The 26,670-nt window shown below is 61.4% G+C and carries 20 protein-coding genes; 8 read left to right on the top strand and 12 right to left on the bottom strand.

The window, feature by feature from the left end:
- Positions 1 to 10: 10 nt before the first annotated feature.
- The 7 genes from nuoE to nadB form a co-directional block, all read right to left on the bottom strand.
- Complete coding sequence (gene nuoE / locus ACYQ2I_RS03700) at positions 11 to 502, bottom strand: NADH-quinone oxidoreductase subunit NuoE (protein WP_460165644.1); 492 nt, start codon at positions 500 to 502, stop codon at positions 11 to 13.
- Between the two features lie 85 nt (positions 503 to 587).
- A complete protein-coding gene (nuoD, locus tag ACYQ2I_RS03695; RefSeq protein ID WP_460165643.1) occupies positions 588 to 1,814 on the bottom strand; it encodes an NADH dehydrogenase (quinone) subunit D in 1,227 nt (408 codons plus the stop codon).
- Between the two features lie 45 nt (positions 1,815 to 1,859).
- The gene (locus ACYQ2I_RS03690) at positions 1,860 to 2,399 is read right to left on the bottom strand and encodes an NADH-quinone oxidoreductase subunit C (RefSeq protein ID WP_460165642.1); all 540 of its coding nucleotides are present in this window, start codon (positions 2,397 to 2,399) and stop codon (positions 1,860 to 1,862) included.
- 48 nt (positions 2,400 to 2,447) lie between these two features.
- Complete coding sequence (locus ACYQ2I_RS03685) at positions 2,448 to 3,008, bottom strand: NADH-quinone oxidoreductase subunit B (protein WP_460165641.1); 561 nt, start codon at positions 3,006 to 3,008, stop codon at positions 2,448 to 2,450.
- A complete protein-coding gene (locus tag ACYQ2I_RS03680) occupies positions 2,999 to 3,493 on the bottom strand; it encodes an NADH-quinone oxidoreductase subunit A (protein ID WP_460165640.1) in 495 nt (164 codons plus the stop codon). The genes ACYQ2I_RS03685 and ACYQ2I_RS03680 overlap by 10 nt, the downstream gene beginning before the upstream one ends.
- 1,373 nt (positions 3,494 to 4,866) lie before the next feature.
- Positions 4,867 to 5,190: a calmodulin-binding protein gene (locus ACYQ2I_RS03675; RefSeq protein ID WP_460165639.1), complete on the bottom strand. Its 324-nt coding sequence runs from the start codon at positions 5,188 to 5,190 to the stop codon at positions 4,867 to 4,869.
- A 270-nt stretch (positions 5,191 to 5,460) separates the two neighbouring features.
- A complete protein-coding gene (nadB, locus tag ACYQ2I_RS03670) occupies positions 5,461 to 7,095 on the bottom strand; it encodes an L-aspartate oxidase (protein WP_460168395.1) in 1,635 nt (544 codons plus the stop codon).
- A 301-nt stretch (positions 7,096 to 7,396) separates the two neighbouring features.
- On the opposite strand from nadB, the gene ACYQ2I_RS03665 reads away from it, so the two are divergent.
- Positions 7,397 to 9,148 (top strand): DUF7402 domain-containing protein, encoded by a 1,752-nt coding sequence (locus ACYQ2I_RS03665; RefSeq protein ID WP_460165638.1) that lies wholly within the window; start codon positions 7,397 to 7,399, stop codon positions 9,146 to 9,148.
- Between the two features lie 30 nt (positions 9,149 to 9,178).
- On the opposite strand, the gene ACYQ2I_RS03660 is transcribed toward ACYQ2I_RS03665, so the two are convergent.
- The 4 genes from ACYQ2I_RS03660 to ruvX form a co-directional block, all read right to left on the bottom strand.
- Positions 9,179 to 10,552, bottom strand: coding sequence for a sulfatase (locus tag ACYQ2I_RS03660; RefSeq protein ID WP_460165637.1), 1,374 nt, complete (start codon positions 10,550 to 10,552; stop codon positions 9,179 to 9,181).
- A gap of 150 nt (positions 10,553 to 10,702) precedes the next feature.
- Positions 10,703 to 14,587 (bottom strand): DNA polymerase III subunit gamma/tau domain-containing protein, encoded by a 3,885-nt coding sequence (locus ACYQ2I_RS03655; RefSeq protein WP_460165636.1) that lies wholly within the window; start codon positions 14,585 to 14,587, stop codon positions 10,703 to 10,705.
- Between the two features lie 158 nt (positions 14,588 to 14,745).
- Positions 14,746 to 15,666, bottom strand: a complete 921-nt coding sequence (locus ACYQ2I_RS03650; protein ID WP_460165635.1) for an NAD-dependent epimerase/dehydratase family protein — start codon at positions 15,664 to 15,666, stop codon at positions 14,746 to 14,748.
- A gap of 49 nt (positions 15,667 to 15,715) precedes the next feature.
- The gene (gene ruvX / locus ACYQ2I_RS03645) at positions 15,716 to 16,249 is read right to left on the bottom strand and encodes a Holliday junction resolvase RuvX (protein ID WP_460165634.1); all 534 of its coding nucleotides are present in this window, start codon (positions 16,247 to 16,249) and stop codon (positions 15,716 to 15,718) included.
- A gap of 505 nt (positions 16,250 to 16,754) precedes the next feature.
- On the opposite strand from ruvX, the gene ACYQ2I_RS03640 reads away from it, so the two are divergent.
- The 7 genes from ACYQ2I_RS03640 (at position 16,755) to ACYQ2I_RS03610 (ending at position 26,197) form a co-directional block, all read left to right on the top strand.
- Positions 16,755 to 17,843 (top strand): DUF1559 domain-containing protein, encoded by a 1,089-nt coding sequence (locus ACYQ2I_RS03640; protein WP_460165633.1) that lies wholly within the window; start codon positions 16,755 to 16,757, stop codon positions 17,841 to 17,843.
- Positions 17,844 to 17,931: 88 nt separating this feature from the next.
- Positions 17,932 to 18,372, top strand: coding sequence for a transthyretin-like family protein (locus tag ACYQ2I_RS03635; protein WP_460165632.1), 441 nt, complete (start codon positions 17,932 to 17,934; stop codon positions 18,370 to 18,372).
- 463 nt (positions 18,373 to 18,835) lie between these two features.
- Positions 18,836 to 20,011, top strand: a complete 1,176-nt coding sequence (locus tag ACYQ2I_RS03630) for a hypothetical protein (RefSeq protein WP_460165631.1) — start codon at positions 18,836 to 18,838, stop codon at positions 20,009 to 20,011.
- Positions 20,012 to 20,254: 243 nt separating this feature from the next.
- Positions 20,255 to 22,087: an ABC transporter permease subunit gene (locus ACYQ2I_RS03625; protein WP_460165630.1), complete on the top strand. Its 1,833-nt coding sequence runs from the start codon at positions 20,255 to 20,257 to the stop codon at positions 22,085 to 22,087.
- A 30-nt stretch (positions 22,088 to 22,117) separates the two neighbouring features.
- Positions 22,118 to 23,446: a CNNM domain-containing protein gene (locus ACYQ2I_RS03620; RefSeq protein ID WP_460165629.1), complete on the top strand. Its 1,329-nt coding sequence runs from the start codon at positions 22,118 to 22,120 to the stop codon at positions 23,444 to 23,446.
- Positions 23,443 to 24,417, top strand: a complete 975-nt coding sequence (locus tag ACYQ2I_RS03615; RefSeq protein WP_460165628.1) for a CNNM domain-containing protein — start codon at positions 23,443 to 23,445, stop codon at positions 24,415 to 24,417. Before ACYQ2I_RS03620 ends, ACYQ2I_RS03615 begins: the two co-directional genes overlap by 4 nt.
- Positions 24,418 to 24,685: 268 nt before the next feature.
- Positions 24,686 to 26,197: a hypothetical protein gene (locus ACYQ2I_RS03610; protein WP_460165627.1), complete on the top strand. Its 1,512-nt coding sequence runs from the start codon at positions 24,686 to 24,688 to the stop codon at positions 26,195 to 26,197.
- A gap of 215 nt (positions 26,198 to 26,412) precedes the next feature.
- Here ACYQ2I_RS03610 and ACYQ2I_RS03605 read toward each other — a convergent pair whose 3' ends face one another.
- Positions 26,413 to 26,670, bottom strand: a complete 258-nt coding sequence (locus ACYQ2I_RS03605) for a hypothetical protein (RefSeq protein WP_460165626.1) — start codon at positions 26,668 to 26,670, stop codon at positions 26,413 to 26,415.

Raw genomic sequence — 26,670 nt, 5'->3', positions numbered from 1 at the left:
GTTTGCGAAGCTATTTACTCAACGAGGCCAACAACTGGTCGATCCGCTCTTCGGTCATGTTCTTGTGCAACTGATCGTTGATCAGAATCGCCGGAGCGTAATCGCAGGCTCCCAGGCATTCGGCGATTTCGAGGGTAAAGCGGCCGTCGGCGGTCGTTTCTCCCGGCTCGATTCCTAACTTCTTTTTGAGGTACGCCAACAGGTTCTCACCGCCGCGGGCGGAACAGCTCAAGCTGCGACACACCCAAATCCGAAACTGCCCGATCGGCTTGTCTTGATGAAAGAACCCGTAAAACGACAACGCGTCCTGGATTTCGGGAGCGGGAATCTCGAGCAACTCGCTCAATTCGGCCACTGCCTCGGCAGGGACATACCCCAGTTCTTCCTGAATGATGTGCGCCGCCGGCAACACGACCGCCCGCCGATTCGGATACCGCGGAAAATACTCCTCGATCGCGGTCCGAACGGCATCGGTCAGAACGGGGCGCTTCAGTTCTCCCATGACGTTCACCTTTCCCTCTCGACATCCACGTTCCGCGGTCGCCTCATACGCCGTGGCCCGGTGAATTCGATCGCGCCGGGGCGATTCACCGATCCAGTTCGGCGGCAATGATGTTCAAACTGCCCAACACGGCCACCACGTCGCTGAGCATGTGACCGCGAATCAAATGCGGAAACAGGGCGAAATGAATAAACGAGGGCGGACGACACCGCGCACGATACGCCCGGGCCGTTCCGTCTCCCACAATGTAAAAACCGAGCTCGCCGTTGGGCGCTTCGACTGCCGAGTACACTTCGTCGTGCGGAACGCGCAGCCCGCGGTTGGTCATCACCAGCTCGAACTGCGAAATCAGCCCTTCGATCGTCGTGTACACCAGCAATTTGTCGGGCTTGGTTGCCCGCGCGTCGAGCCCGATATTCACCGGCCCCGACGGCAGATTTTCGACGGCCTGCTCGATGATCTTCAGACTTTCCCACATCTCGCCCATGCGGACGAGATACCGTGCGTAGCAATCGCCCTCCTGTGCACAACACACCTGAAAATCGAAATCGGCATAGGCCAGGTACGGCTCGTCTTTGCGCAAATCGCGCGTCACGCCGCTGGCTCGGGCGATCGGACCGGTCACGCCGCGGTTCAAGGCCTCTTCCTTGGTGAGGACGCCGACCCCCTTCGTCCGATCGATGAAAATCTTGTTCCGGTTCAACAACCGCTCCATGTCGCGCAAGGCCTTGGGCATCTCGCGGACGAATTCGCGGATCATCCGGATCGCTTCGGGGGTGGCGTCGTACATCAGCCCGCCCACGCGCGTGTAGCTGTTCGTGAACCGGGCTCCGCACAAGGCCTCGAAGATGTCGTAAATCTTTTCCCGCGGATTGAACGCATACAAAAAATACGTGAACGCGCCGGTATCCAACCCCACCGCCCCGTTGCACACCAGGTGATCGGCGATCCGCGCGAGCTCGGCGACGATCACCCGCAGATATTGACATCGCGGCGGCACCTCGATGCCCATCAGCTTTTCGACCGCCATGTGCCAGGCCACGTTGTTGGCCATGGGCGACACATAGTTCATGCGGTCGGTGACGGTCACGTACTGGTTGTAATCGAGATGCTCGGCGAGCTTCTCGAATCCCGAGTGCAAATAGCCGATGTCGGGTGTCGCGTCGATCACCCGCTCGCCGTCGAGCTTCAACACGAGGCGCAACGTGGTGTGAGTGGCCGGATGCTGCGGACCGAAATTCAGCGTCCACAGGTATTCCTTGGGCTCGCCCGGTGCGGCGTCTCGAGTCAATTCCGATGGTACAAGCGGCATCGTCTTTCGTCCGATGAAGGTTGGCGCGTCGTTTCGTTCGTCACGTCACGACTCGTCCGATTCGTTTTCGTCTTCCACCGTCTGCAAGCGTTCTTCCGCCCGCACGATTCGCGGCAAATTGTGCCGTTCTCCCATCCCTTGCAAGGGATAATCCTTTCGCAGCGGATGCGACTCGAAGCTCTCCGGCAGCAAGATGCGTCGCAGGTCCGGATGACCGCGGAAGCGGATCCCGAACATGTCCCACACCTCGCGTTCGAGCCAGTCGGCGCCGGCCCACAAGTCGGTCACCGTGGGCAACTCGGGATCGGGATCGTTCACGAACGTCTTGATCGTGATACGTTCGTTCGTATCAACGTTGCACAGCAGATACACGACGCCGAAACGATCCTTCGCCCCCTCGTAGTACAAGTAGTCGATGCAGGTGATGTCGACGATCAGCTTGTAGTTCGCCTGTTCCTTCAAGTACTCGAGTACCGCGTGCACGATTCCTGCCGGAACGACGACCCGGCATTGGTCGCGAAACGTCTCACACTCGATGTCGTGAAAGTGTTGTCGCAATTCGCGAACGACGGCGGGTTCCGACATCACCGATATTCCTGTTTCGTTCCAGACGATTGATCCCGTAACATTCGATCACGGTTCCAGCGGCAACGGACCGGGTCGCGGCCCCGGCTCTCGCACAAGCGCCCGCGGCAATTGCTGACGTTCCTCCGCGGTGAACTCTTTACCGTAGGCCGTGTTCTCCCGCTGAATCTTCTCTTGCAAGTCGATGATGGCCTGCAACAGTTGCTCGGGCCGCGGTGGACATCCCGGCACGTACATATCGACCGGAATGAAGCGATCGATGCCTTGCACCACGCTGTACGTATCGAACACGCCCCCGGTCGAGGCACACGCCCCCATCGAGATGCACCATTTCGGCTCGTGCATCTGCTGCCAAATCCGCTGCAAAACCGGCATCATTTTCATCACGACCCGGCCGGCCACGATCATTAAATCGCACTGACGCGGCGAAAACCGGAACACTTCGGCCCCGAATCGCGCCAAATCGTGACGACTGGCCCCGGTGGCCATCAATTCGATACCGCAACAGGCCGTCGCGAAAGGCATCGGCCACAAGCTGTTTTTGCGGCACCACGCGACCAATTGGTCGAGCTTCGTAACGACGACATTGTCGGGCAGGTCTACCGCCATTGAAACACTCCTCGACGCCAGTCGTACACGTACCCCAACACCAGCAACACGCCGAATACCAAACCGCCGGAGGCCAAGTACGGCGGACGCACCAAGGTTTCCGACAAGCCCCTTGAAGGTTCGGCGTCATCCTGCACGTCACCGCGGACCTGCGACGATGCGGCTTCGTCGGGTTTGGTCGTCTCGGATGCCGTCGCCGCCGTCGGCGCGACGCGGGGCAGCCCTCGAACCGAGATCGCCCACGGATAGAGAAAGAGTAATTCTACGTCGAACACTAAGAAGGCGATCGCGACCAGGTAAAACCGAACATCGAAACGGCGTCGCGTGTCGTGAACCGGATCCATGCCGCTTTCGTACGGCATCGACTTGACCGGCGTCTTGCGTCGAGGCCCGAAAAGATTTCCCAGCACCAGCAATGCAACGACTAGCCCGGCCAACAGCACCGTCAACAGAAAGATCGGAAGGGCCGAAACGTCTATCAGCATGAGATCTTCTCGCCGTCAGGAAGCCGTGGTTCACTGAAGCGCTCGATGCCGCGAAACCCGGCATCGAAAACACCGACGTATACCGTGCGGTGACTCGGAGTGCCCACTGACGCAAGGCGGGGCAATGTGCATTGCAGCGTCGGGTTCACATCCGGGAATGTCGCCTGTGGCGATCACGATGGCACTTTCGTTACGCAACGATCGTTGCAATGGATCGCCGTAAAATTCCCGCGCGAACCCGCCTCACCTTACATCAATTTGCACGGTAATAATTGTCACCATTGTGATGCGCGTGACAAGCATCCCCGGCCGATTCGTCGAGAAACTCGATCGACGCCCCGTCACCCGACTTCATGCCGTCGATTCGCGACGAGATGGCAGAAAACGCCGCCGACGGCAACCTCTCTCGTCGAACCCCGCGAGGTCCTTCATTGCGCACATCCAGTGATTTGCATGGGATTCGTTCGATCGCGACAAGGCAGGCAAGACAGTACCGCAGAAGAGAAAACGCCCACGCCGCATTGCCGAGGACCGCGGCCGACATTCGCGGAAAGCGCCCCCTTCGACGCCGACGGCCGAGATCACGATTCGTCGCGGCGGCACCGAGCGTCTCGAAAGACTAGGGCGAAAACCCTACCAGATCGAAAGCGCAAAAAAAGTGCCCTTCGCGGGCGGGGCAGAGACCTACGAAGGGCTGTGCTGTGGGAGAATCCCCCACGCACAAATGATTATCGGTTAGAAATCCGCGAAACTCAATACCTATTTCGGGGGTGGTGTGATTGCCTAGCTTCAAAACGTCTGTTTGTTGATTTCTCCGGCGATCGACGCAACATCAACAAAGCAAACACTAGCAATCAAATCCGCCAAAAATTGTTGCTTCGATGCGAATGTAGCAACTAGAGCCGTCCATCCGGAAGAATGATTCCCCTCAAAAGTCGCACACAAAATTTCTTGGCGACAAGGCCGAACTGTGGATCGACCACGCGTGTTCCGCTCTCGTATTTGGTCAATTCTTCGTGCGACAGTTTGGGACCGCGAGTTTTCGCGACCTTTCCGTCCTCTTTTGCCCTGAATCGGAACGATTCCCACAACCCCGATACGTACCGGAGACCGACGGAATTCCAACCGATGTGTTGTCAAAGAACACGTGACGAAGCCGATTCGGCTCTCCTATCTTAGTTACGTCGCTCGCGCGTATCCAAAAGCCGATCTATTTTTATTCTTTGAAGCCGCTGCACTCACACATTGCGCGCAAAAACAACGCCCACGGGCACGAACCCGCGGGCGAAGGAGACGGAATCGGAAAACGCCGTGATCGGAAACCCGATCACACACCTTTTCAGTTCAGATTGCCGACAGGCGACTCGGCATCATCAGAAGACATCCAACATGAAGTGGAATCCCTGGTGGTACCGGCGTTCCTGCGGGTAATAGTTGTGCCAGTTTCGGTTGTAAACCGGAATGCCCATCTCGGGCGGATACCGGTAGTACATGTTGTCGGAGCTGCGGTAATAGTCGGGGCCCCAGAAGTTCTGCGGATAGAACACGTAGGGATAGTGATAGAAGCGATTCCAATCTTGGGTCGCGTATGTGCGTCCCCATTGTCGCCCGAACGCCTGCTGCGCCTTCGCCTCGGCGGTGATGCAGCCGACGACCAAAGCGCCCAACACACAAGCCAGCAACAACCGGCGAATCATCGTTTCCCCCCTTGTATCGATGGAAGGTTGTGTATGCGTCGACGATCCCGCGCTACACGGCGTCTTCGTGCCTCTTCCCAAGGCGCACGCGCAAACCGGCGGATCGTTGATCGGCCCTCGCCTGCGAAACCCGCAGACTCGTTCTATCAGTTACACCATCGGCATCGGTTGCCACCGGCATTGAAAGAATATTCCGCGGCAACCGCACAAGTGAGGCGCGAATCAACAAGACAGGCAATTCAGGCAAACAGAGAAAGATCACCCAAAGAATCAGGCAAGATCGTTCGCCGAACGGCGAAACGTGATGTGCCGCAACCAGTGTTCGTCGTCGGTCTCCGGAAAATCTTCGCGCACGTGGCATCCCCGCGACTCTTCACGGCGCAAAGCCGCCTCGATGATCAATCGGGCGGCACAAAGCATGTTTTGCAACTCCCAACCGACGGGGTCGGCAAATTGACGGGCGAGCACGTAGCTGATCCAACGATCGACATCGTGCTTCGCTTCTTCCAAGGTTTCCCGATTTCGCCGAACACCGACGTTTCGCCACATCAGACTCTTTAGCGAGTTGCGAATGTCGATCAGGTCGAGCGGCTCGTGCGGCGGCTCGACGGCCGGATTCTCGATCGGCGGCACGGTGAAATCGTCCCGCGAGGCCGAAGCCGCGCGTGAGGCGCCCAACCCCGCGCGCTTCCCGTACACCAGAGCTTCCAGAAGACTGTTCGACGCCAGGCGGTTGGCGCCGTGCAGGCCGGTTGCGGTCACTTCACCGGCCGCCCACAGGCCGGGGACGGTCGTCCGTCCCTGCCAATCGACGGTCACACCGCCCATCATGTAATGGGCCCCGGGACGAACGGGAATCCGGTCTCGCGTGATGTCGATCTTGAATTCCTCACAAATCGACGCGATGCCGGGAAACCGACGCCGGATGCGTTCCGGGTCCAGATGCGTCAGGTCGAGATACACATTCGGATGACGCGTCTTTTCCATCTGGGCGACGATCGCGCTGCTGACCACGTCGCGCGGCGCGAGTTCGCCGCGAGAATCGTAGTCGGGCATGAAGCGGTAACCGTTGCGATCGACCAAATACGCTCCTTCGCCCCGCATCGCCTCGGTAATCAGGTGCCGAGAACTACCGGCGATGTACAAGACGGTCGGATGGAACTGAACGAATTCCATGTCGCGCAATTCCGCCCCGGCACGATAGGCCATCGCCCAGCCGTCGGCGGTAGCCACGTCGGGATTCGTCGTTTCACGATACAGTTGGCCCGCCCCGCCGGAACACAGGATCGTCTGTTTCGCCCACACCATCGTGCGTCCGTGTGCCGCGTTCCACACGATGGCACCGCGACAACGGTTCTCGTAAGTGACCAGGTCGACAGTGAAGGTATTCTCCCAAACGGCAATGTTCTCCGCCGCGGCGATGCGCTCATCGATCGCCCGCACCATCTCTTTGCCGGTTTCATCGCCCAAAGCGTGGACGATGCGATTTTTTGAGTGACCTCCTTCGCGGCCCAGCGCCAATCGCCCCTCATATTCGTCGAAACGAGTTCCCCACTCGATCAATTCGCGGATGCACGCAGGTCCTTCTTCGACGACGCGGCGAACGACTTCCGGATCGCACAGTGCTCCGCCTGCGGTCAGCGTATCGGCGATATGCTTCTCGAAGTCGTCTTCGGCATCCATCACGGCGGCGATGCCGCCTTGGGCGTACCGGCTGTTCGACTGCCGTCGATGACTCTTGGTGACAACCAACACCGAGAGCTTCGGATCGACCGCCAGCGCCGCCCGCAATCCCGCCAAACCGCTGCCGATCACCAGCACGTCGGTGAAGAAGTGCGGAATACGTTTGGGATGAAACGTCGTCAAATACCGTGGTGCGGCATCACCGATGGGATCGCCGGTCATCATCAGCACCCTCGAAAGAACAGCGGTCGACACCTGAAACGTTCATTTTATCCCGCTGTCTCTACCCCCGAAAGGAAGGACACGGTCGACAAAGGACAACGTTTTGCGTTTCAACTCGCCTCAAAACCTCGGCAGCGCAGGCAAGTTTTCGACGAAAACGTTGCCTTTCGACAGTCGGCAGCTAAGGTAAAGGTCAATCACCTCGCCGGCCGCGTCGGCGACAGTCTCCCCCCGCAACCGAAGCTCGTCCCCCCAGCGACCGTTGCCCATCGCGTTTCCCAAACACTCTGGAGGTTCTCTCATGCGTCGGTTGCTTTGTATCTGCGGCGGAATCGCCGTGTTGTCGATCGTCGGAACCGTCTTGGTCGCGAACGTGCGCGGCGAAGACTTTTCCGAACGCTCCGTGGTTTCCTACCGCAAACATCCCTTCGTGTGGGACACCCAACCGCCGAAGGACTGCCCTGTCCCAAGATCCGAAGCGTACCGGGCCCTTCTATTCACGGGCCGTTTCGCGGGCTACACGAAAGCCGACACGTGGTATCCGTCGTGGGGCGACGACGATCGCCTGTACACGCCGTGGACCGACGGCTCGGTCGACGGGCTGACATCGTGGTCGGGCGGAAAAGAAGCCCGCATCGGGTTCGCCGTCGTCGAGGGCGATGATCCGCAACACCTCTCGATTGTGCACAAAGGATTGATTCATGCCTCGCCCGCACCGTACGGCGGACGTTATCCGTGCGGCAGCCTGATGGTGAACGGCGTGTGGTTCATCGGGACCTACGGGCTGGCGTACGGGTCCTACGGTCTGAACTGGCCGATCATGGGCCCCTGCGGCGGTTTTCACATATCGACCGACCGGGGGAAAACGTGGACGCCTTCGCCGCTTTCGTGCGAACCCGGCAACGCGCTGTTTCCCGAGCCGAAGGAATTCAAAGGTCCGGTCAAATTCGGGGCGCCCCACTTCGTCGATTTCGGCAAGAACATGGAACACAGTCCCGACGGAAAAGCCTACCTGGTGGGCCACGGATCGACGGAGTACGACGAAGAAGACCGCAAGGCGAACTTGAGCTGGATTACCGGCGATGAAATCTACCTGTGCCGCGTTCCGCCGACCGTCGAGGCGATCAACGACGAAAGCCGCTACGAATACTTCGCCGGTTTCGATGCCGACGGCAATCCGCGGTGGTCGACCGATTTCGAAGACTGCCGGCCGATCTTCACGTGGGACAACAATTGCGGCTGCGTCACGATGACATACAACGCCCCGCTGAAAAAATACTTCATGTGCATCACCGACGGCTGGCCGACGACGGAAAAGATGCGCACCTACATTCTCGAATCGGACCGCGTCGAAGGCCCGTGGAAACTGGTGACCTACCTGAAGGATTTCGGCGAACAGGGGTATTTCGTAAACATCCCTTCGAAATTCATCAGCGACGACGGCAAGACGTTCTGGCTTTCGTACTCGGCCAATTTCACCAACCTGGGTCGGAATCCGACAAACTGGGCGTCGAAACCTTACGGCAGCCAATACCAGTGGGACTTGGCCGAAGTTCGCCTACTGACCGAAGATCCGGGCCCGGAGGTTCCCCGCTCCGAACGGGTCGACTCGCCGCTCGATTCCGACGCCAATCTGGCGCTGGAGGCGGCGGTTTCCGCTTCGTCCGTCCACCCCGACTACACGGCAAACGCGGCCTGCGACGGCAAGGCGGAAGGGTATCCCGATGCGGCCGCGCACGAATGGGCCTCGCACGGCGAGAAGGTCGGGGCGTGGGTCAAGCTCACATGGTCCGAACCGCAAACGATCGACCGCGTGTGGTTGTTCGATCGCCCGAATCGATTGGACCATGTGACGGCAGCCCGCATCGAATTCAGCGACGGCACGGCATACACGACCGGCCCGCTGGCCGATCAAGCGTTTTTCGGTACCGAGGTGCGTTTTCCGCCCAAGAGAGTCGAGTGGGTGAAAATCACCGTTGCCGAGGCGGGTCCGAAGTCGCTGAACATCGGGTTCGCCGAAGTCGCGGCTTTCAACGGTGATCCCACCCAGTAAGAACGGACCGCTGCCGCCGGCGGCCGGGCGTCATTGAACGCCCGAATAGGCCTCGACGCCCATTTGCCGTTCCCACTGCCTTAGCGCATCGACGAGCCGCCCGACGATCTCGGGGTGTCGGGCGGCGACGTCGTTTTGTTCGCCGACATCGCTCTCTACGTCGTACAGTGCCGTCTTCCCGCTGCGATATGCCAACAGCTTCCACCGACCGTCGCGGACCGAAGCGTACAAGTCTTCGTACGCCCGATATCCGAATACCGGCGCACCGCGTTCGAGAACGCGATTTTCCCGCAGAGCGGGCAGCAGCGACATACCGTCCAACTCGGGATAGCGACTCGGATCGCCTCCGGCGATTTCGACCAACGTCGGAAAGAGGTCCAGCGTTTGCACGATGGAGGCATTTTTCGCTCCCGGTTGCGTGACACCGGGCCAGTAGACCAACAACGGAACCCTCGCCCCGCCCTCGCACAGCGTGTCGCTGCGTTTGCATCCCCGAAGCGGCGGCCATTCGTACAAGCTGCCTTGATCGGAGGTCAGAATAATCACGGTATTCTTATCGAACCCGCGCCGCCGAAGGGCTTCCCGAATGCGTCCGACCGACTCGTCGACGGCGGCCACCTGAGCGGCGAATTCGGCCCGCTTGCCCTCCAATCCCGGCCGTCCCTGGAACCGGGGAACGAGATCCTTCCGGCCGATGTTCGGTGAATGAACGTTGTAATACCACATCGAGATCATGAAGGGACCGCGGCGATCATACGATTCGAGAAAGCGGATCGTTTCGTCGGTCAGCTTGTCGGTCAGATAGGCTTCCGTCTCGTCCTCGAAGACGGTTTCCTCCTTGAAATAGTCGGGGTAATAGCTCGACGGTGAACCGGCGTCGGTCGTGCCGATCTGCCGGTCGAATCCCTGATGCACGGGATGGAACGCCTTCGGTCCCAAGTGCCACTTACCGACGAACAGGTTGTAATACCCCAGTTCGTGCAAGGCTTCGGCGTATGTGACGTGCTCCAGATCGAGCCAATTCTTGCTCGGAAATTGCGCCGGATCGGTCAACCACAAATGATGCGAAGGCCGCCCTTGCTCGTCGTACAGCGTCTTGGCTACACGCGGATTGTCGGTGATGTGCCGGACGATCTTCAGGCGTGCCGGATGCTTTCCCGTCACCAATGCCGCACGACTGGGACTGCACGTGGGACTGGGGGAATAGCACCGCACGAAATCCATTCCCTCGCGGGCCAATTGGTCGATGTTCGGCGTCTCAAACAGTTCCGGACTCCGATACCCGAGGTTGCTCCATCCCAGATCGTCGACGAAGAACAGCACGATGTTCGGCCGGTCGTTTGCCGTTGCCGTCCCGAACAACAGACAACATCCCAGTACTACAGCCGCCGATGATCGCAACACGGTCGTTTCTCCCTGCATTTGCCTTTCCCGACACCATTCCCCCCCAATTGCTGAAATGGCGCGCAGCCGGAAAAACGAACGCTCAATCACGACGACAGAAGTCCGCCGACCGTTTTCCGATCCGGAAGCCGAAGCAACAAGTGCGGTCGATCACTGCACGCGACCGAGCGATTTCAGATACGCCCGGAAGGCGTCGTCCCAGCCCGCCGGCGGCGCCGTTTGCGAGCCGGAGTGCATTCCCCGCAAGGCATCGTCGGCGGTATCGCTTTCGATGCTGGTTTGCTGCGGCCGAAGTCCCAAGCTCTTCAAGATTTCGCGGTAGCGGCGAGCCTGAGTATCGTCGGCAGCCGTTTCGGCTGCGCGGCGCATCGCTTGCCAGCGTCGGACGAACTCGGCCAGGTCGGCTTCCGTCCAGCCCAAACGGTCGAGCAACTCTTGATCGACCTCGCCCTTTTTCATCCGGTCTTCGAGGTACTCCAGAGCCAGGTCGCTTTGCTGCTTGGCATACTCGAGAATGGGATCGTCGGTCGCCGTTTCCCGGCCGTAGGCGCGGGGGGATTGCGGCGGAATACCGGTTGGCCGCCCGTGATTCGCTCCGCCGCCCAGTCCCATCGCGTCGGTGGCCGCCTCGGGCGGTGCCTCGATCATGCGGGAACCGCCGGAATGCGAATCGCCGCCGGAACCGGTGTTTCCTCCACCGGGCTGTTGGACGTTGCCTTGCGGCCCCGCTGCGGTTTCACTGCCGGGCTCCGGCGTCCGCTCGCTGCCGGGACCGCGCTGCGGGTTCCCACCGCTTTCGGTCGGCATGTTGGATCCGGGATTCCCCAAGCCGGGCTTTGTTGACTGCTGCCCGCCGCCTTGGCTTCCTTCGCCCGATTCGAAGCCTGCGGTATCCGATCTCTCTTGCGTCGATGGTTTGGAACGGTTCGGATCGGCGGACGGATTCGCCGTCGGGGGAGGTTCGTCGCCGGTCGATTCGTCGTCTCGATGGTCGGTGGTCGGCGAATCGGGAAGCTGCGATGTGTGGCTACCTTCGCTGTGTGCAGCGGTTCCGCGTGCCGTTCGCGGGATGTTTCCGGCGCCCTGGTTCGGATCGGCGTGGGATCCGGCCCCGCTTTCGCCGGAGCTCTTGGGGCGCATTCCTCCCGTGGGCCGAGAAGGCGCGTCGGCACCGGTCGTCGAACCGCCGCCTTGTGGTCGGCCCGGTTTTCGGTCGGGTCGAACAGAATCGCCGGTATCGCCGCTTCCCTTCGGCCGATCCTTCTCGAGTCCCTCCGGCGACGACGGTGATTCCTCTACACCTTCCCGTCCCGCTTCCTTCTTTCCTTGCCACATGAACTCGAGCACCTGCTGGAAAACCTCGCCGGGATCGGTCGTACCGTCGACGGGTTTTTCACGGGGCCGCGACCGGCCGCCGGGACGAGATGGCTTGCTTCCCGTGCCGGGCTGCTCATTCCCTTGGCCGGAAGCTTGCGTGCCGTCGCTGCCGTCCGCTTGCTGCGAATCGGAACCGCTTTGCGCAGAACGGCTTCCGCCGGCGGCTTCCCCGGAGCCGGCATCGCTCTGGGGCGTCGGCACGCCGCCCGCCCCGTCTTGATTGCCGGACGGACTGCCTTCGTCGGCCGCCGATTCGGCTCCGGTTTCCGACGCCGGATTCGCTTGCTCGCCGGTGGGGTTTTCGGGGCCGCCGGTATTGCCCGCGTTTTCCTGGTTTTGGCCTGTCGGTTTCTCTCCGGGCCGTTCTGCTGCGTCGCCGGGTTCTATGCCGGAGGGCTCGGACGTCCCGCCGTTTTCGGTATTTCCCGGCGACGGGTTCGGCTCACCCGTGCCCGCGCCGTCTTGTCGACTCTCGGGTGCGGTTCCCGCCGCCGATGGATCGGCCTCTTGCGATCCCGCCTGCGTTCCCGATTGCTCGCCTTCCCCGCCGCTGCCGCCTTGGGTTTCTCCCTGGGCCGCCGGGTTTTGCATTTCGGAAGGCTGTGTTCCCGGCGGAGACGCCTGCGGGTTGTCGCCTTGTTCGTTCGGTGCCGTCTCGGGCGTCGATTCCGGTCGTTCTCCCGCGCCCGCTCCCGACTCCGGTGACGGGCTCGGCGCTTCGGTGGCGGCATCACCTTGGCTGTCGGCGGTTCCACCCTGCGCACCATCGCTTGTGCCGGCGGGCTGCTGATCGCCACTTGGGCCGTTGTCCGACGGCGGCCCGATCTGCGCATCGCCACCTTGCGTCGGGGCATCACCGGCTGATTCGGTTTCGGCCGGAGAAGGCGTCTCGCTCCCGCGGCTATCGGGGTTCGGCTGAACCGGTCCGTTGCCCTCTCCACCGCCCGGTTGCGATTCCCGCGGCGCCTCGAAGGGGCTTTGCGGTTCACGCGGGGCATCACCCGTCTCGTCCTGTCCCGAAGCCTGCTTTGCGTCTTCGACGATGACGAACCACAAAGAACGCGTTTGCGCCCGGTTCGCGACGGGTCGGCGATTGTCCGCTGCTTCGGCCCGGCAGGCGACGCGATCCCCCGGCTTCAAGCCCATCGCCTTGGGCACGAAAGAAAACGTTCCTTCGAACGTCCCTTGAAGGGGCCGCTTTTCGTCGGGAAGCAATTCTTGCGAGCCGACCGTCGTTTGCTGACGCTCGACGTGGACGGTTACCCGGTCGAGCGCGTAGTCCAGGTCTTCCGCCACCACCCGCAACGGCAATTCTTGCGACACGGCAACAGGGGTGTTGTCGGCAGGCGGATCGACCCATGTGATCTCGGGAGCCAAGTCGGGCAGAACTTCGACACGGTAGCGTACGGGATGCCGGTTCGCGCGGCCGTCTTCGGCGTGGCCGCGCAGGACGAACCCGAACACCGACGGCTCGGCTTCGGCGGCCGTCTTCGGATCGCGCTTCAACGTGAATCGGATCGTTCCTTTCGCGCCGTCGACCCGGCCGCGAATCGGAGAAAGCCAAGGCGCGTCCGGTTCCAGCCGCAAGTCCAACAGCGATTCGCCGGCCGAAACGAACAATGTCACCTGCGTACCTTCGAGCGCTCGGATGTCGCCGGCGTGATCGATTCGCCGGGGCGATTCCAGCGTGTAGTCGGGATAACGCAGCTCGATCGAATCCAGGTCGATCGACAAGGGCGGCCGCGCGGTCAACGTGAACACATCCGAGCGGGCATCACCGCACTCGATGAAGTACCGAACGTCTTGGCGAATCTCGTCGAACAGGACGACCTCGAACACATCACCGTCGTCGGCCGGTTGCATCGGCATCGCCTTGTTCACCGCCTGGCCGTCGGCGGTCGAATACCGCAAGCGAACCGGTTCGTCGTCGCGGCGCCCCCGCACGCGGGCAGAAACCGTCACCCGATCACCCATGAAGACTTGGGCCGTCCCCGGATCGACCTCGTCGATGTGTACGCGCGTCGGTGCGGGAATGCTGCTCCACGGCAACAATACCCGCCCGAAACTCGGAAACGGACTCTTCGGCGAAACGACGATGTACAACGCCGTCAATCCGACCAGCGCCGCCAACACGATGCCCAGCCGAACCAACGGCGCGCGATCGACGACGATCTCCGGAGGAATGTGTTCGACTTCTTCGGCCGCCTTGTGCGCCAAGCCGTGATAGATGTGACGCCCGATCGGATCCCGCTCGATCACTTCGCGTTCACTTCGCAACAGCAAAAAGTTGATCAACGCGTCCTTCAGCGTGGGCCGAATCTCTTCACAAGCCTTGGCTGCGTACAACGGGTTCACGCGGCGGACCAACGGCGGCAGCACGGCCTTGACGATCCAGAACGCCCCCAACGCCACGGCGAGAGTCCAAATTCCCCAGCGCAACAACCCGGGCATCCCGCCCTCGAACAGCCAGTGGTCGAGGAACGCTCCGAGCAACAATACCCCGACCAACCCCACCAGCAACGCCACGATGCCGATCGCCAGATCGACCATCGCGATTCGCCGACGGGCATCTTCGACCCGCTCGAAGACGCGGCGTTCGTCGGGATCGAAAGCGGCTTGGTTGCCTGCGGTCGGAAAAGATGTCGCTCCGCCGGCCATTCAGCACCTTCCTGTTCGAGCGGCGCCCCACTCGCTTGGGGGAAAAGAAAAGCGGCGATCCTCACTCAATTATTATACCCGCGCCGCGACCGATTCCCCAAAACCGACGCACGAATGGTCCTCTCAAGCCACCCATTGAGGTCATTCGACCCAAAAAATCACGCGGTTTCGGCCTCGACGATACGGCGCAAGGCGTCTTCGTAGTTGGGATACTCCAAAGCGATCCCAAGTTCCCGCAAAATCTTTTCCGCAACCACGCGCTTCGTCCCCAGGCGGGCGCCGGCACGCCTGCCGGAGGCTTCATTCTCTGCCGGGAGAGCAAACTGCGGGGCCGGCAACTTCATCAGCACCGCCAATCGTTCATAAAAACGGCGGCGAGACACCGGGCAGCCGTCGGCCACGTTGTACACCGCCGGGGGGGCCAAACAATCGCATCCGGCGGCAATCAACTTTGCCGCATCATCGACGTGGATGAGATTCAGCACCGCCTCGGGATCGGTTGGAAGCGGTTCCCCGCGACGCAGCCGATCGACCAGCGGAAGCCGTCCCGGTCCGTACAATCCCGCCAGCCGAAACACGAGCAACCGTTCGCCCATTCGCGACGCGCGAAGCGTCCGCTCGCCCTCCAGCATGGCGACCGCCGACTCCCGCCTTGGACGACACGCCGACCGTTCGTCGACCGGCCGTCCGTCGTGGTCGCCGTATACGCCGGTACTGCTGAGAAAGGCGAATGTCTGCGGGCGGTTCGGCAACCGCTCGGCAATCGCCAGAGGTCCGTCGCGGTAAAGTGCCTCGCGCGAAGCGCCGCAGCCCGGTCGGTACGAAACCGCATACACGACCGTATCGACCTGTGGCAACGCCGGAAGGGCCTCGGGCCGAGTGACATCGCCCGAGAGTGGACACCAATTTTCATGGGTGATCCCGGCGGCGTCGGGACGACGAGACAGACCGAACACCAGGTCGCCGCGTGCCAAGAATCGTTCGGCCACTCGCGCACCAAGGTAGCCGCACCCCACGATCAAGCGGCGCGACGGTGGCATCGGGCCGGAAGACGCCGCGGTTTCGTGTGAAGTCGTCATCGAACTCGCATCGTCGTGTTCATTGTTTCGTTCCGCATTGCCCGACGGCTCAGGAGGCCGAGGATTCACTTCCCGGCTCGTCGTCGCCGTCGTCATCCGGCGGATCATCCAAGGGGTCGGGCTGCCAATTCGCCCCCTGCGGGTTCTCCAGGAACGCATGCAGCAGGATTTGCGCCGCCAGTTTGTCGATCCGGGCCTTGCGTTTTCGTCGCGGCACGGCGGCATCGGACAGCAAGATGCGGGCGTAGCGCGTGGTGAACCGTTCATCGAAGAACGTCACCGGGACGCCGGTCGTTTCTTCCAACCATTTCGCGAATCGTCGCGTAGCCTGTGAACGTTGACTTTCTTGGCCGTCACAGTGAATCGGCAAGCCCACGACGAACAACGTGATCCCGTGCGTTTCCACGAGGCGACGGAAGTATTCGGCGTCCTTTACCTCGTTTCGCCGCGTGTAGGTTTCGAACGGGCTGGCAATGATGCGTTCGGGATCGCTCAGCGCGATGCCGATGCGAACCTCGCCGTAATCGATCCCGGCCGCACGACCGGGCGTTTCTTGTTGTGATTGCGGGGGCTTGTTATCCATGCTACCTCGCCCGATACACCCAAAGCTTTATACCGTCTAGCTGCACACTGCGTATACCCACTATACCCGCCACACACTACAACGCATCACCGGTGGACAAACAGCGACTTCTTGCCGAGCCTCGGAGGCCAATCACCGGCACCACTAACGACACAACCCACTGCAGCCAAGAGATTTGCGTTCACTCGCTCCAATCCTGCTCCAAATAATCCTGACATGCACATTATTCCGCAGATATAGTTATATCAATAGACTCGACAAATACTCGAAAACTACTTGCTTTATTCGCAGCACGAGACCACAATCACCAAGGTGATTCGTTCCACGGATCGCGTTCCCCCGACCCCCCATCCACATTCCCTCGGATCCCTCCGGTCCACGTCCGCCCGACCGGGAAGGAAACTTCCGCGTTTGAAATCCCGCCTTCGACGACCTCGACGGCGGAGGTTGTGCGTTTCGTCATTCCTTTTTCATGCCGATCCTCTAGGGATCGAGGAGGTGTGCCATGGTGTGTCGTTCTTTTGTGCGCCGGGGTTTCACCCTGGTGGAACTTCTGGTCGTCATCGCGATCATCGGTATTTTGATCGCCCTGTTGTTGCCCGCCGTGCAAGCCGCTCGCGAGGCGGCTCGCCGCAGCCGCTGCACGAACAACATGAAGCAAATCGCGCTGGCCTTGCACAATTATCATGACGTGAACAACGCGTTCCCGGCGTTGGGATCGCGGATGTCGCGGGGCCGGTACTACTCGTGGGCGATGATGATTTTGCCCTACGTCGAACAGCAACCGCTGTACGACGCCATCAAGACTCAGGCGTCGCCCACGGCTCCCGGCGGCGGACTCCCCGATCCGTGGGCCACAACCCAAAATCGCGGCACAGGCGACCCGCAATATCCCTTCATCGCCCAGTACTGGACCACCGATGTGGACGTCTACCGTTGTCCTTCCGACGAGCGGGTGACAAACCGCCTCGAAAGCCCTTCGATTCTAAACTACAAAGGCTGCGTGGGCGACGACTACCATCAGAACCACTTCCGTCCGAACCAGAGCAACCGCGACAACCGCGGCGTCTTCCAGTGCGAGCGATGGTTGGCGATGAAAGACATCACCGACGGGACATCGAACACCGTCATGCTGGGCGAAATGGTCGCCGGGGGTGAACCGGACGACGTACTCGGCGGGGTGGCGCTGAACATGAAGGCTTGGAATCCGGCCGGGTGCCTCGCCCGTATCGATCCGAACAATCCCAAGAAGATCACCGGTCCTGTGCGTGCAGACTTCCGTCCGACCGGCGGTCGGGCCTGGGACGGGCGTCCCTACTTCGTCGGTTTCGCCACGATGGTCCGTCCGAACGGGCCGAGCTGCCACTGGGGCGGCGTCGACGGCAACGAGCACATGGGCACGGCCTCCAGTTTCCACCCCGGCGGGGTGAACGTCGCCATGGCCGACGCCTCGGTCCACTTCATTACCGAAACCATCGACACCGGCGATCAGGCGATCGACGACGTCGCTACCCCCGGCGGACGGCCTTCTCCTTGGGGTGTCTGGGGCGCCTTGGGAAGCAAGGACGGCGGCGAAACCGTCCAACTTCCGTAGGCGAACGCGTGCTTATCGTCGTGGGCCGTCGGCACTACTCGGCGGCCCCGCCTTCTGTCGACATCAATCTTTCAGGGAGGTCTCAGGCATGTTGCGTTTCGTTTCGCTCGCTTCCGCCTTGCTGCTGTTGATCGGTTGCAACCGCGGGCCGAACGTCGGCCTGGTCGAAGGCGTCGTCACGCTCGACGGTCAACCCGTGGCCGACGCAATGGTCACGTTTTCGCCGATCGACGGCGGAATGAGCTCAACCGGCACGACCGATGAAAACGGGCATTACACGCTTGTCTTTCCCGGCGGCAAAGGCGCCGTCGTCGGCCGACACAAGGTCTCCGTCCGAAGCATGCCCAAGTCGGATAGCAGCGGCGCAGCCGTCTCTTCCGACGATCCTTCGTACTACGGCGGGGAGCAAAGCCCGAACACGACGGAAACCGTCGAGCTCATTCCGGCGAAGTACAACACGAACACCACACTGGAATACGAGGTCAAGAAAGGGACAAACGTGATCAACCTCGAATTGACCTCCGACTAACCCCCAACGCGGCAAAATAGGAACATTGGGCCGTTCGGCGGATCGTTCTCCAGGCGAGGACGTTCCGCCGTTTTCTTAGTTTCTGTACGAAGAAAGCTGCATTCGGTACGCCTGCGCCTCATCACGGCATGGCATGGGATGCGTCGCGCCGCATGGTTTCGGCGGCTTGGGCTGTCGAAAAAAGTGATATTGACCGGCAAGCGACGCATCTTCATAATCCGACCCTGTTGTCTGGACGAGGCGGCGCGTCGTTCGGCACGGATCGCCGGATCGATCGCGTCAGGAGGGGTAGCGAGTCGAGCAAGCAGACGATTCTCGCCCTGCAACACGGAGGTTGGTCTTTTCGTGTCGGCCAGATCGACGGTTTCCGCACCTTGCTGCGGCGGTTCTCCCGGCTGGTCGAGCGAAAAAGGGATGTTTCGCGGTCGAATCGGACCTCACACGAAACGACAGGGATGCGATCATGCGCGTGCGTCACGCTTGGGTCTGGGGACTGAGTGCCGTCTTGCTGGTCTCCGGCTGTGCCGGTACGTCCGGCTCCAAATGGAGTTTGTGGAATCCGTTCAGCGGGTTCGGATCGAAAAAAGTCGCCGAAACGAAGCCTTATCCGCAAAAGCCCTCGGAATTCGCCACACCGACGACACCGCCCGGGACGTCGAACGCCGGAGGCGCGAATCTCGCCGCCGCCGAGGCCGCCGTTTCGGAAGCCCCATTGTCCTATCCTGACACGAGCCAACAGTTTGCCAACGTCCAGACGGGCTACCAAAGCGCGCAAGGCTCGACGCCCGGCTACGCCACTGTCGGCAGCGACTCGTACAACACGCCCTCGGCAAGCGGTTATGATCCGAACGGTTACCAGCCCGCGACGCCTGCGGCTTCCGGCTACGATCAGTTGTACGGTAGTGCGTCGTCGCAGGGGGCTCCTTCTTCATCGTACGCGGGCGGTTACGATCCCGGCGGCTACGGCGGTGCATCCGGTGCCGCATCGCCGCCTGCAACCTCGCCGTACGACGTTGCCTCGCCGTACAACCTCTCGCCGGCCCAGCCGAACGCTCCGGTCGGCAGTAACTACAACTACGGTTCGACTCCCGACAGTTCGACCGGCGCTTGCACGGGCCCGAATTGTGCAAACGGCGTGTGCTCGGTCGGCGGTTCACATGATTCGGGCACGAGCGGCAATCCGGCCTCGTTGGTCGGCGATCGCTATGCCCATTTGTTCAACAACGGAACGAGTGCCCAACCGGCCGCTTCGACTTCGTACGATGCCGGTGCGACTCCGGGCTTGCCCGGAAATGCCTCGCCGACGGGCTACACGCCGGGGCAGACCGATTATCAACCGGGAAACACCGGGTACGTTCCCGGCATGTCCGACACCCCGCCGGGTTCGAGTACCTATCAGCCCGGAAATACCGGCTACAATCCTCCGGGCGTGCCGACCTATCAGCCTCCGTATAGCATCAACAACTCGTACACGCCGAACTCGGCATCGGGGGATACAAGCGGCATCACGATTCCCGAGGGCGAATACCGGCCCGGCAGCACGAAAAGCTACATTCCGCAGTCGCAAGGTGCGGACTCGACGTATGATCCGAACGTGACGCCGGCTTCGACAGGCAGCACGAGCAGCTATCGCTTCTGAGAGTCGCTCTCACGACCTCGACGCAACAACCATGACCATCCCACCCCTCCTCGGCGGTTGTCGGCCACTTCGGCAACCGCCGACCATATTTCTTGAGCGAGGGCGCTCGTCCTGCCGCTTTCCCCGAATGCCCCCCCAAGGTACCATGACCTGGTAGACAACTTTGCCGAAGCCGTCCTGCCACGGCACACTCGGCAAACGATATCGTTCCTCACGCCTTACCGAGTTGGGAGACTCAAGCTCGTGCTGGTCGGCCCGATCTTTACCCGCGAATTGGCCATCACCCCGCGCCGGACGCGTTTTTACATCGCCCGGTCGGTTTACCTGCTGTTGCTGCTGGTGCTGATGTGCACGGCCTGGTTGGTGCTCTCGGGCACTCAATATGTGCGCGACCTGGGCGATCTGGCGCGATTCGGCACCTCGTGGTTTCAAATCGCCGCGACGATGCAAATCGTCATGGCCCTGTTCATCGCCGCCTTGTTGACCGCCGGCAGCATCGCCCAAGAGAAAGAAAAAGGCACGCTCGACCTCCTGTTGATGACGCACTTGTCGAACAGCGAATTGGTGCTCGGAAAGTGGGCGGCCTCGTTGCTGACGCTGTCGGTCGTTCTCGTAACGTCGATTCCTTTTTTCGCATTTCTTGCCCTGTTGGGCGGCATCGATACGGCACAAATCGTCCGCACGTACGCGGTCACGTTCGTTTCGGTCGTTTTGGGCGGAGCGATCGGCTCGACCGTGGCCTTTTGGCGTGAAAAGGCGTTTCAGGCTCTCGCGTTGACGATCATGATGCTCGTGTTGTGGTTCGCCGTGACCGAACTTCTCGCCGCCGGTGCGCTCGGTGAAGAAATCTTCGGCATATCGGCCATCGGATTGGCTCGGGGCCTCAGCCCGTGGCGAGCCGCGGTCGAAGCGGCACGTCCGTTCCCGGTCCTCGATCCACGCCTGCCGTTGTTGCACAACGCGGCATACGTGTACGTGGTCGTCGGCCTGATCGCGACGGCGATCGTCCACGGTATCGCGATTGCTTTGGTGCGGGTGTGGAATCCGTCGCAAGAAACACGAAAGACCGTCCGCGAAAACGAAGGTGCGCTGACATTTCATACCGACCATCTCGACTCGGTCCCGGAACCGCGCGACGCCGCCCCGGATCCGGCCGCGACGTCCCCCCAAGAAACGAGCGCATCGGCCTCGAGTCGCCGCAAGCATCGCGAAGTATGGGACAACCCGATCTTGTGGCGAGAAATGTGCACCTGGGCTTACGGCCGGAAAATGCTCCTGCTGCGACTGTCGTATCTGCTGCTGTTCGCCTTGGCGGCAGGGGCCGTCGTATGGCTGACCGGGGGAGAAGAACCGGCTTCGCCCGCGACCGTCGCCTTCGTCATGACGCCCTTGTTGCTGCTGAGCCTGGTTCTGGTGAACGCCCAAGCCGTGACGGCCGTGACCAGCGAACGCGACGGCCGCACACTCGACTTGTTGTTGGTCAGCGACATTTCGCCGCGGGAATTCGTCTTCGGCAAATTGGGCGGCGTGTTCTACAACACGAAAGAAATGGTCCTGTTGCCGCTGGCTTTGGCCGTGTTCTTGCGTTATCGCGAAGTCCTGAGCACGGGCGACTTCATCTATCTGACCGCCGGAGCGCTCGTGTTGTATATTTTCGTGGCCATGCTGGGGTTGCACCTCGGGTTGATCTACTTCAATTCGCGGACGGCCGTAGCAGCGAGCCTGGGTACGGTTTTCTTTCTGTTCGTAGGCGTCGGGGTGTGCATGCGGATGATGCTGGCCTTCAGCGGCACGTTTCAGGCGCAGATGCATCCGTTCTTGGCGTTCATGATCGGGGGCGGCGCCGCGATGTATTGGGTACTCGGACGTCGAAATCCGTCGAAGGCGATCGCCGTGGCGTCGTTCTTGTGTCCCTTGGCCACGTTTTACGCCCTCACGAGCCTGTTCCTCGATCAGGTCCACCTGGTATTCACGGCGATTGCGTTCAGCTACGGGTTTGCGACGCTCGCGCTGCTGATCCCGGCGATCGACGAATTCGATGTGGCGACCGGCCGCACCACGTACGAGGAGGGATGATCCGATCGGACCGACCGGGGAGTCGCATCCGTGACGCTGTTGATTCACTCGGCACCTTGGCTGGCTGCGATGGCGGCCCTGATAGCCGCGTCGGGGTTCTTTTCGGCCGGTGAAGCGGCGATGTTCTACCTCGGCTATCGCGACCGTCGCGAAATGGCCGAGGGAACGGCCTGCGAACGACTGGCCATCCGCTTGCTCGACGACAGCGATCGTCTTCTCAGCGCCATTTTGTTTTGGAACCTGACGGTCAACGTCGTCTACTTTTCGTTGTCGTCGATTTTGGCGCTCAATTGGGAATCGCAAGGCTATTCGGCGGCGGCCGGTGCCTTGGCGGCCGCCTCGTTGGGCGGTTTGATCTTCTTCAGCGAGCTCTTGCCCAAGACGTTGGCCGTCCTTCGCCCCCGCTTCCTCGCCCGCACCCTCGCGATTCCGTTGGCCTGGGCCGTGCGGGCCGTCGATCCAATCTTGCCCACCTTGCGCAAAATCGCCGTCTTGATCGAACGGGTCATTTGGCCGCGATTTCAACCGGAACCTTACTTGCGGTTGCGCGACCTCGAGCAGGCCGTCATCTGGTCCGAGACCAACGCCGCGCAGTTGGAACAGGAACAGGTCGTTCTCCAAAACCTGGTGCACTTGTCGGAATTGCGGGCGGAGGAGGTCATGCAGCCTCGTCCGTCACTCGTCGTCCACACGCTTCCCGATTCGGTCGAGGCGATCTTTTCCGGCGAGTACGATGCTGCGGCGTGGTCGGCCTGGTTGCAAAAGCTGCGAAAGTCGCTCGCCCCCGATGCCGATTTTGCCATGCTCGCCGATCCCCATTCGGAAGAAGTCACGGCGTACATCCCTTCCGAATCATTGATTTCCGGCACCAATCTTTCTCCGGCCGAGGCCGTCATCCCGATTCGCTACGTTCCTTGGTGCGTCGAAGCGGCCAAGGTACTCGACGAGCTGCGCGAAGCCGGGGCGCCGGTCTGTGCCGTCGTCAACGAACACGGCGAAACGATCGGAATCGTGAGCCAGGAAGACCTGATGCGGACGGTCTTTTCGTCGTGGGGCGGCCGTAGTGATTGGCTGCTTCGCCGCCGCGCAATTCGCGTGGTGGGGCCGGGCGTGTGGCATGTCGACGGCCTGACGAACTTGCGTCGCCTCGCCCGCTACTTCGGCATCGAAAAGCCGGCGAGCGTCAGCGTCACCGTCGCCGGATTGATCCAAGAGCGGCTGGAACGTCTTCCGGCGGTCGGCGACGAATGTGAGTGGGGGCCGTTACATTTTCGAGTACTCGAAGTGTCGCCCCGCGGCGTCCCGTTGGTCGAAGTCAGGCGTCCGGTGCCCCGACCGGGCAAGGAGGGCGCCGAATGATCTTCGCCGTCGCCGCCTTGGGATTGCTGGGATTGGCGCTGAGCGCCCTGTTCAGCGGGGCCGAAACCGGTCTTTACCGCGTGGCTCGACTGCGACTGGAAGTCACGGCCCGTACCGGTGATTGGGTCATCGCCGCACTCACGTGGCTGGCCGACCGGCCGTCGCTGTTCGTCGCCACGGTTCTGGTGGGCAACAACATCGCCAACTATCTCGTGTCGCTGGCGATCGTGCTGAGCATCCAGTTGGCGACCGGTGCTCCAAACCACGTGACCGAGTTGGTCGTCACCCTGTTGGCATCGCCGGTGGTGTTCCTGCTTTGCGAGCTATTGCCGAAGCGATTGTTTCTCAGGGCGCCGTTTCGTCTGTTGCGTGCCGCCGGAATTCCCCTGTTGACTGGAAGCGTGCTGCTGGCCCCGATTTCGGTCGGGTTGTGGCTCGTCAATCGGGTCTTGGCACTGGTCGTGGGCGGACAACCCGAAGGCGTCCGCGAGGCGCTGCGCCGCCGCGAGCTGACCTATGCTCTCGACGAAGGTCGCGAGGCGGGGTTGTTGTATCGAACGCAATATCGCGTCGCCCGCAATCTGTTTCAGTATGCCGACCGGCTCATTACCGAGTACGTGAAGCCGTTCAGTGCCGTTCCCTGTTTGCCGTCACTCGATATTTCACCGGAAGAGGCGGCGCGAACGGCCGTCGAGCAACGCGCCCGCTTTCTGATCGTGAAAGAACCGAATGCCCGCACGGCGGCCGGATACATCGACGCCGTCAAGCTGGCTCCCGACGTCTCGTTGCGGGACATCCTCGAGCCGCTGCCGCGACTCTTCGCCGAGCAGGATTTCCTGGAATCGTTGATCCACTTGTACGATCGAGGCCGCCCGATTGCACAAGTGATCGACGCACGCGGTGTGGCCTTGGGAGTGGTCGCTCTGGCCGAGCTACGTGAAATGCTGTTGGACGGCGTCCACATGGCCTGATACCGCCAAGGCGAGCAACCGCCGAAGGCGCAACATCGACCTCATCTCGTCTACCACACTCTCGATCTTACGGCAGTTGCCCGACCGCGCATCGCGAAAATGGACGGCGCCGGCGAGCGTGCGATTCCCCACAACAAGCCGGCCGTGCCGCGGCCGGAAGAGCGACGTATTCCGTTTCTTTCCTTGCCATTGCGCCTGTGACGGGCAACAATTCCCTACGACTATCGGCCGTTTTTCTCGCCTGCCTCTTACCACGCGGGAGCATGTCGTGAAAAGAACAACATTCTGGTCGCGGCGAAGGTTCCTCAGAACAACGGCGATCGGCAGCCTTGCGGGGACAAGCTGGTGGGTCGCACCGGACCGGTCGACGGCCGCACCGGGAGACGATATTCCCGAAGCGCCCGTTCCTGCGGAATACGCCGCGTGGGTGCAACTAATTGAAAAGACTCCGCGGGAGCGGATCGTACCCGTCTTCGCCGAACAGGTACGCCGTACACCCGACGAACCGAGACTTCTGGCCGCCTTGCTGCTGGCGGGCGTCCGCAATGTCGAGCCGCGACCGTCGGTCGGCTTCAAGTTTCACACCGTATTGGTCAATCAGTCGCTCCACCTAGCACACATACAGGCCGATCGCGATCGCAAGTGGTTGCCGCTCTTCTGGGGCCTGGATTATTTCAAAGAGACGCAGCGTCAAGACTCGCGGGAGCGCGGTTGGGCCCTGGATCCGGTAGCGGCCGAGAGGCTCCCCAAAGCCGACGAAGCCGAGGAAGCGTTCCGGGCCGCCATGGAACAGTGGCAGGAATCGGAAGCCGACGCCGCGATTGCCGTTTGGGCCCGCCAGGGGCCTTCGACAGCCCTGTGGGAAGCGTTCTTCCGGTTCGGTTGCCGCGACTTCCGCTCGATCGGTCACAAGATCATCGACGTGGCCAACACGCACCGCGTGCTCGAAATCACCGGTTGGACGCCCGCCGAGTCGGCGCTTCGGTCGCTGGCCTACGCGCTGTTGATGCACGAGGACGGCAACCCCGCCCGCCGAGAAGACCGAGCCGATCACAGTTGGCGTCGCAACCGGGACCTCGTGCGGGAAATTCGCCGATCGTCCGACAACGCTCCACAGCCGCAACGGGCACTGCAATTGGTCGCTCGGCTCCGCGAGTGCAACGAGGACGAAGCCTGCGACATCGTCGTCGAAGCCCTCAATCGAGGAACCCCCGAACAATCGGTGTGGGACGCCTTGTTCTTGGCCTCTGTCGAACTGCTGTTGCGGCAGAACGGGATCGTTGCACTCCACGCCGTGACTACGACCAACGCCATGCACTACGTGCGACGACAAACGACCGATCCGGAAACGGCTCACTTGTTGCTCTTGCAGAATGCGGCCTTTCTGCCGCTGTTTCGCGAGGCGATGATCCAACGAGGTCGCGTGGAGGCTACGTCCATCGACGAGCTGCGGCCGAGCAACAAGCGAATCGACGCGCCGGAGGCCGTTTTCGATCTCGTGGGAACCGAAACTCCCGAGGCGATCGCCCGGAGCCTACGGTACTTCCAGGACGGCGGTTCCGTCTCGAGCTGGGCGGCCGCCGCCCGCCGACTGCTGATCGACAAGTCGACCGGCGCCCACGATTACAAATACGGCTACGCGATCCTGGAAAATGCCGAACACGTTTCCGAAGACTTGCGGCCGTTGTTGTTGTCGGCCGCGTGTTGCCGCTTGCTCGGCTCTCGACGTCCCGACAGTCCGATCATCGACGAGGCAAGGCGAGCCCTCGGGACGGCGTGATTCGTCGAGTTCCGCGTCGGGCGGCTCGGCTCCTTCTGCAAGCGCGCCCCCATCCGCCGTAATGGGCCGACATCCACGCCGGTTGCCTTGTTGCGCAGAGACCGAGGACGATTCCGAGTCCTCCGCGACACGCAGAAAAGGAAGCCGGGGAAACCGCCGATGACCAAAGTCTATTCACAACGACCAATCGAAGCGGCTTTCCGGATTCGATTTCCCTACTTGTGATACCCCAGCGACCGGATGACCTGGAGCATTTCTTCGTAGGTAATGAAGCGGCGATGGTGCGTCGCCTTGTAGCTGTCGATCGCCAAGGCCAATTCGCGGGCCTCAGGAGACAGCCCCTCGTGACTGTCGGCAAACTGACGGCGTTCCCGTCCGCCCGGGGCCGTACCGCCGACGTTCTTTCGGCGATCGACGAAGACGGGTGCTTCGGTAGGATTGCTGTCGGGAAGTTGCGTCGATTCCGTGGTCAT

This window comes from Thermostilla marina (assembly GCF_054657455.1).
Note: the sequence above shows the minus strand (reverse complement) of the source record. Positions and strands in the feature narration are given on the sequence as shown.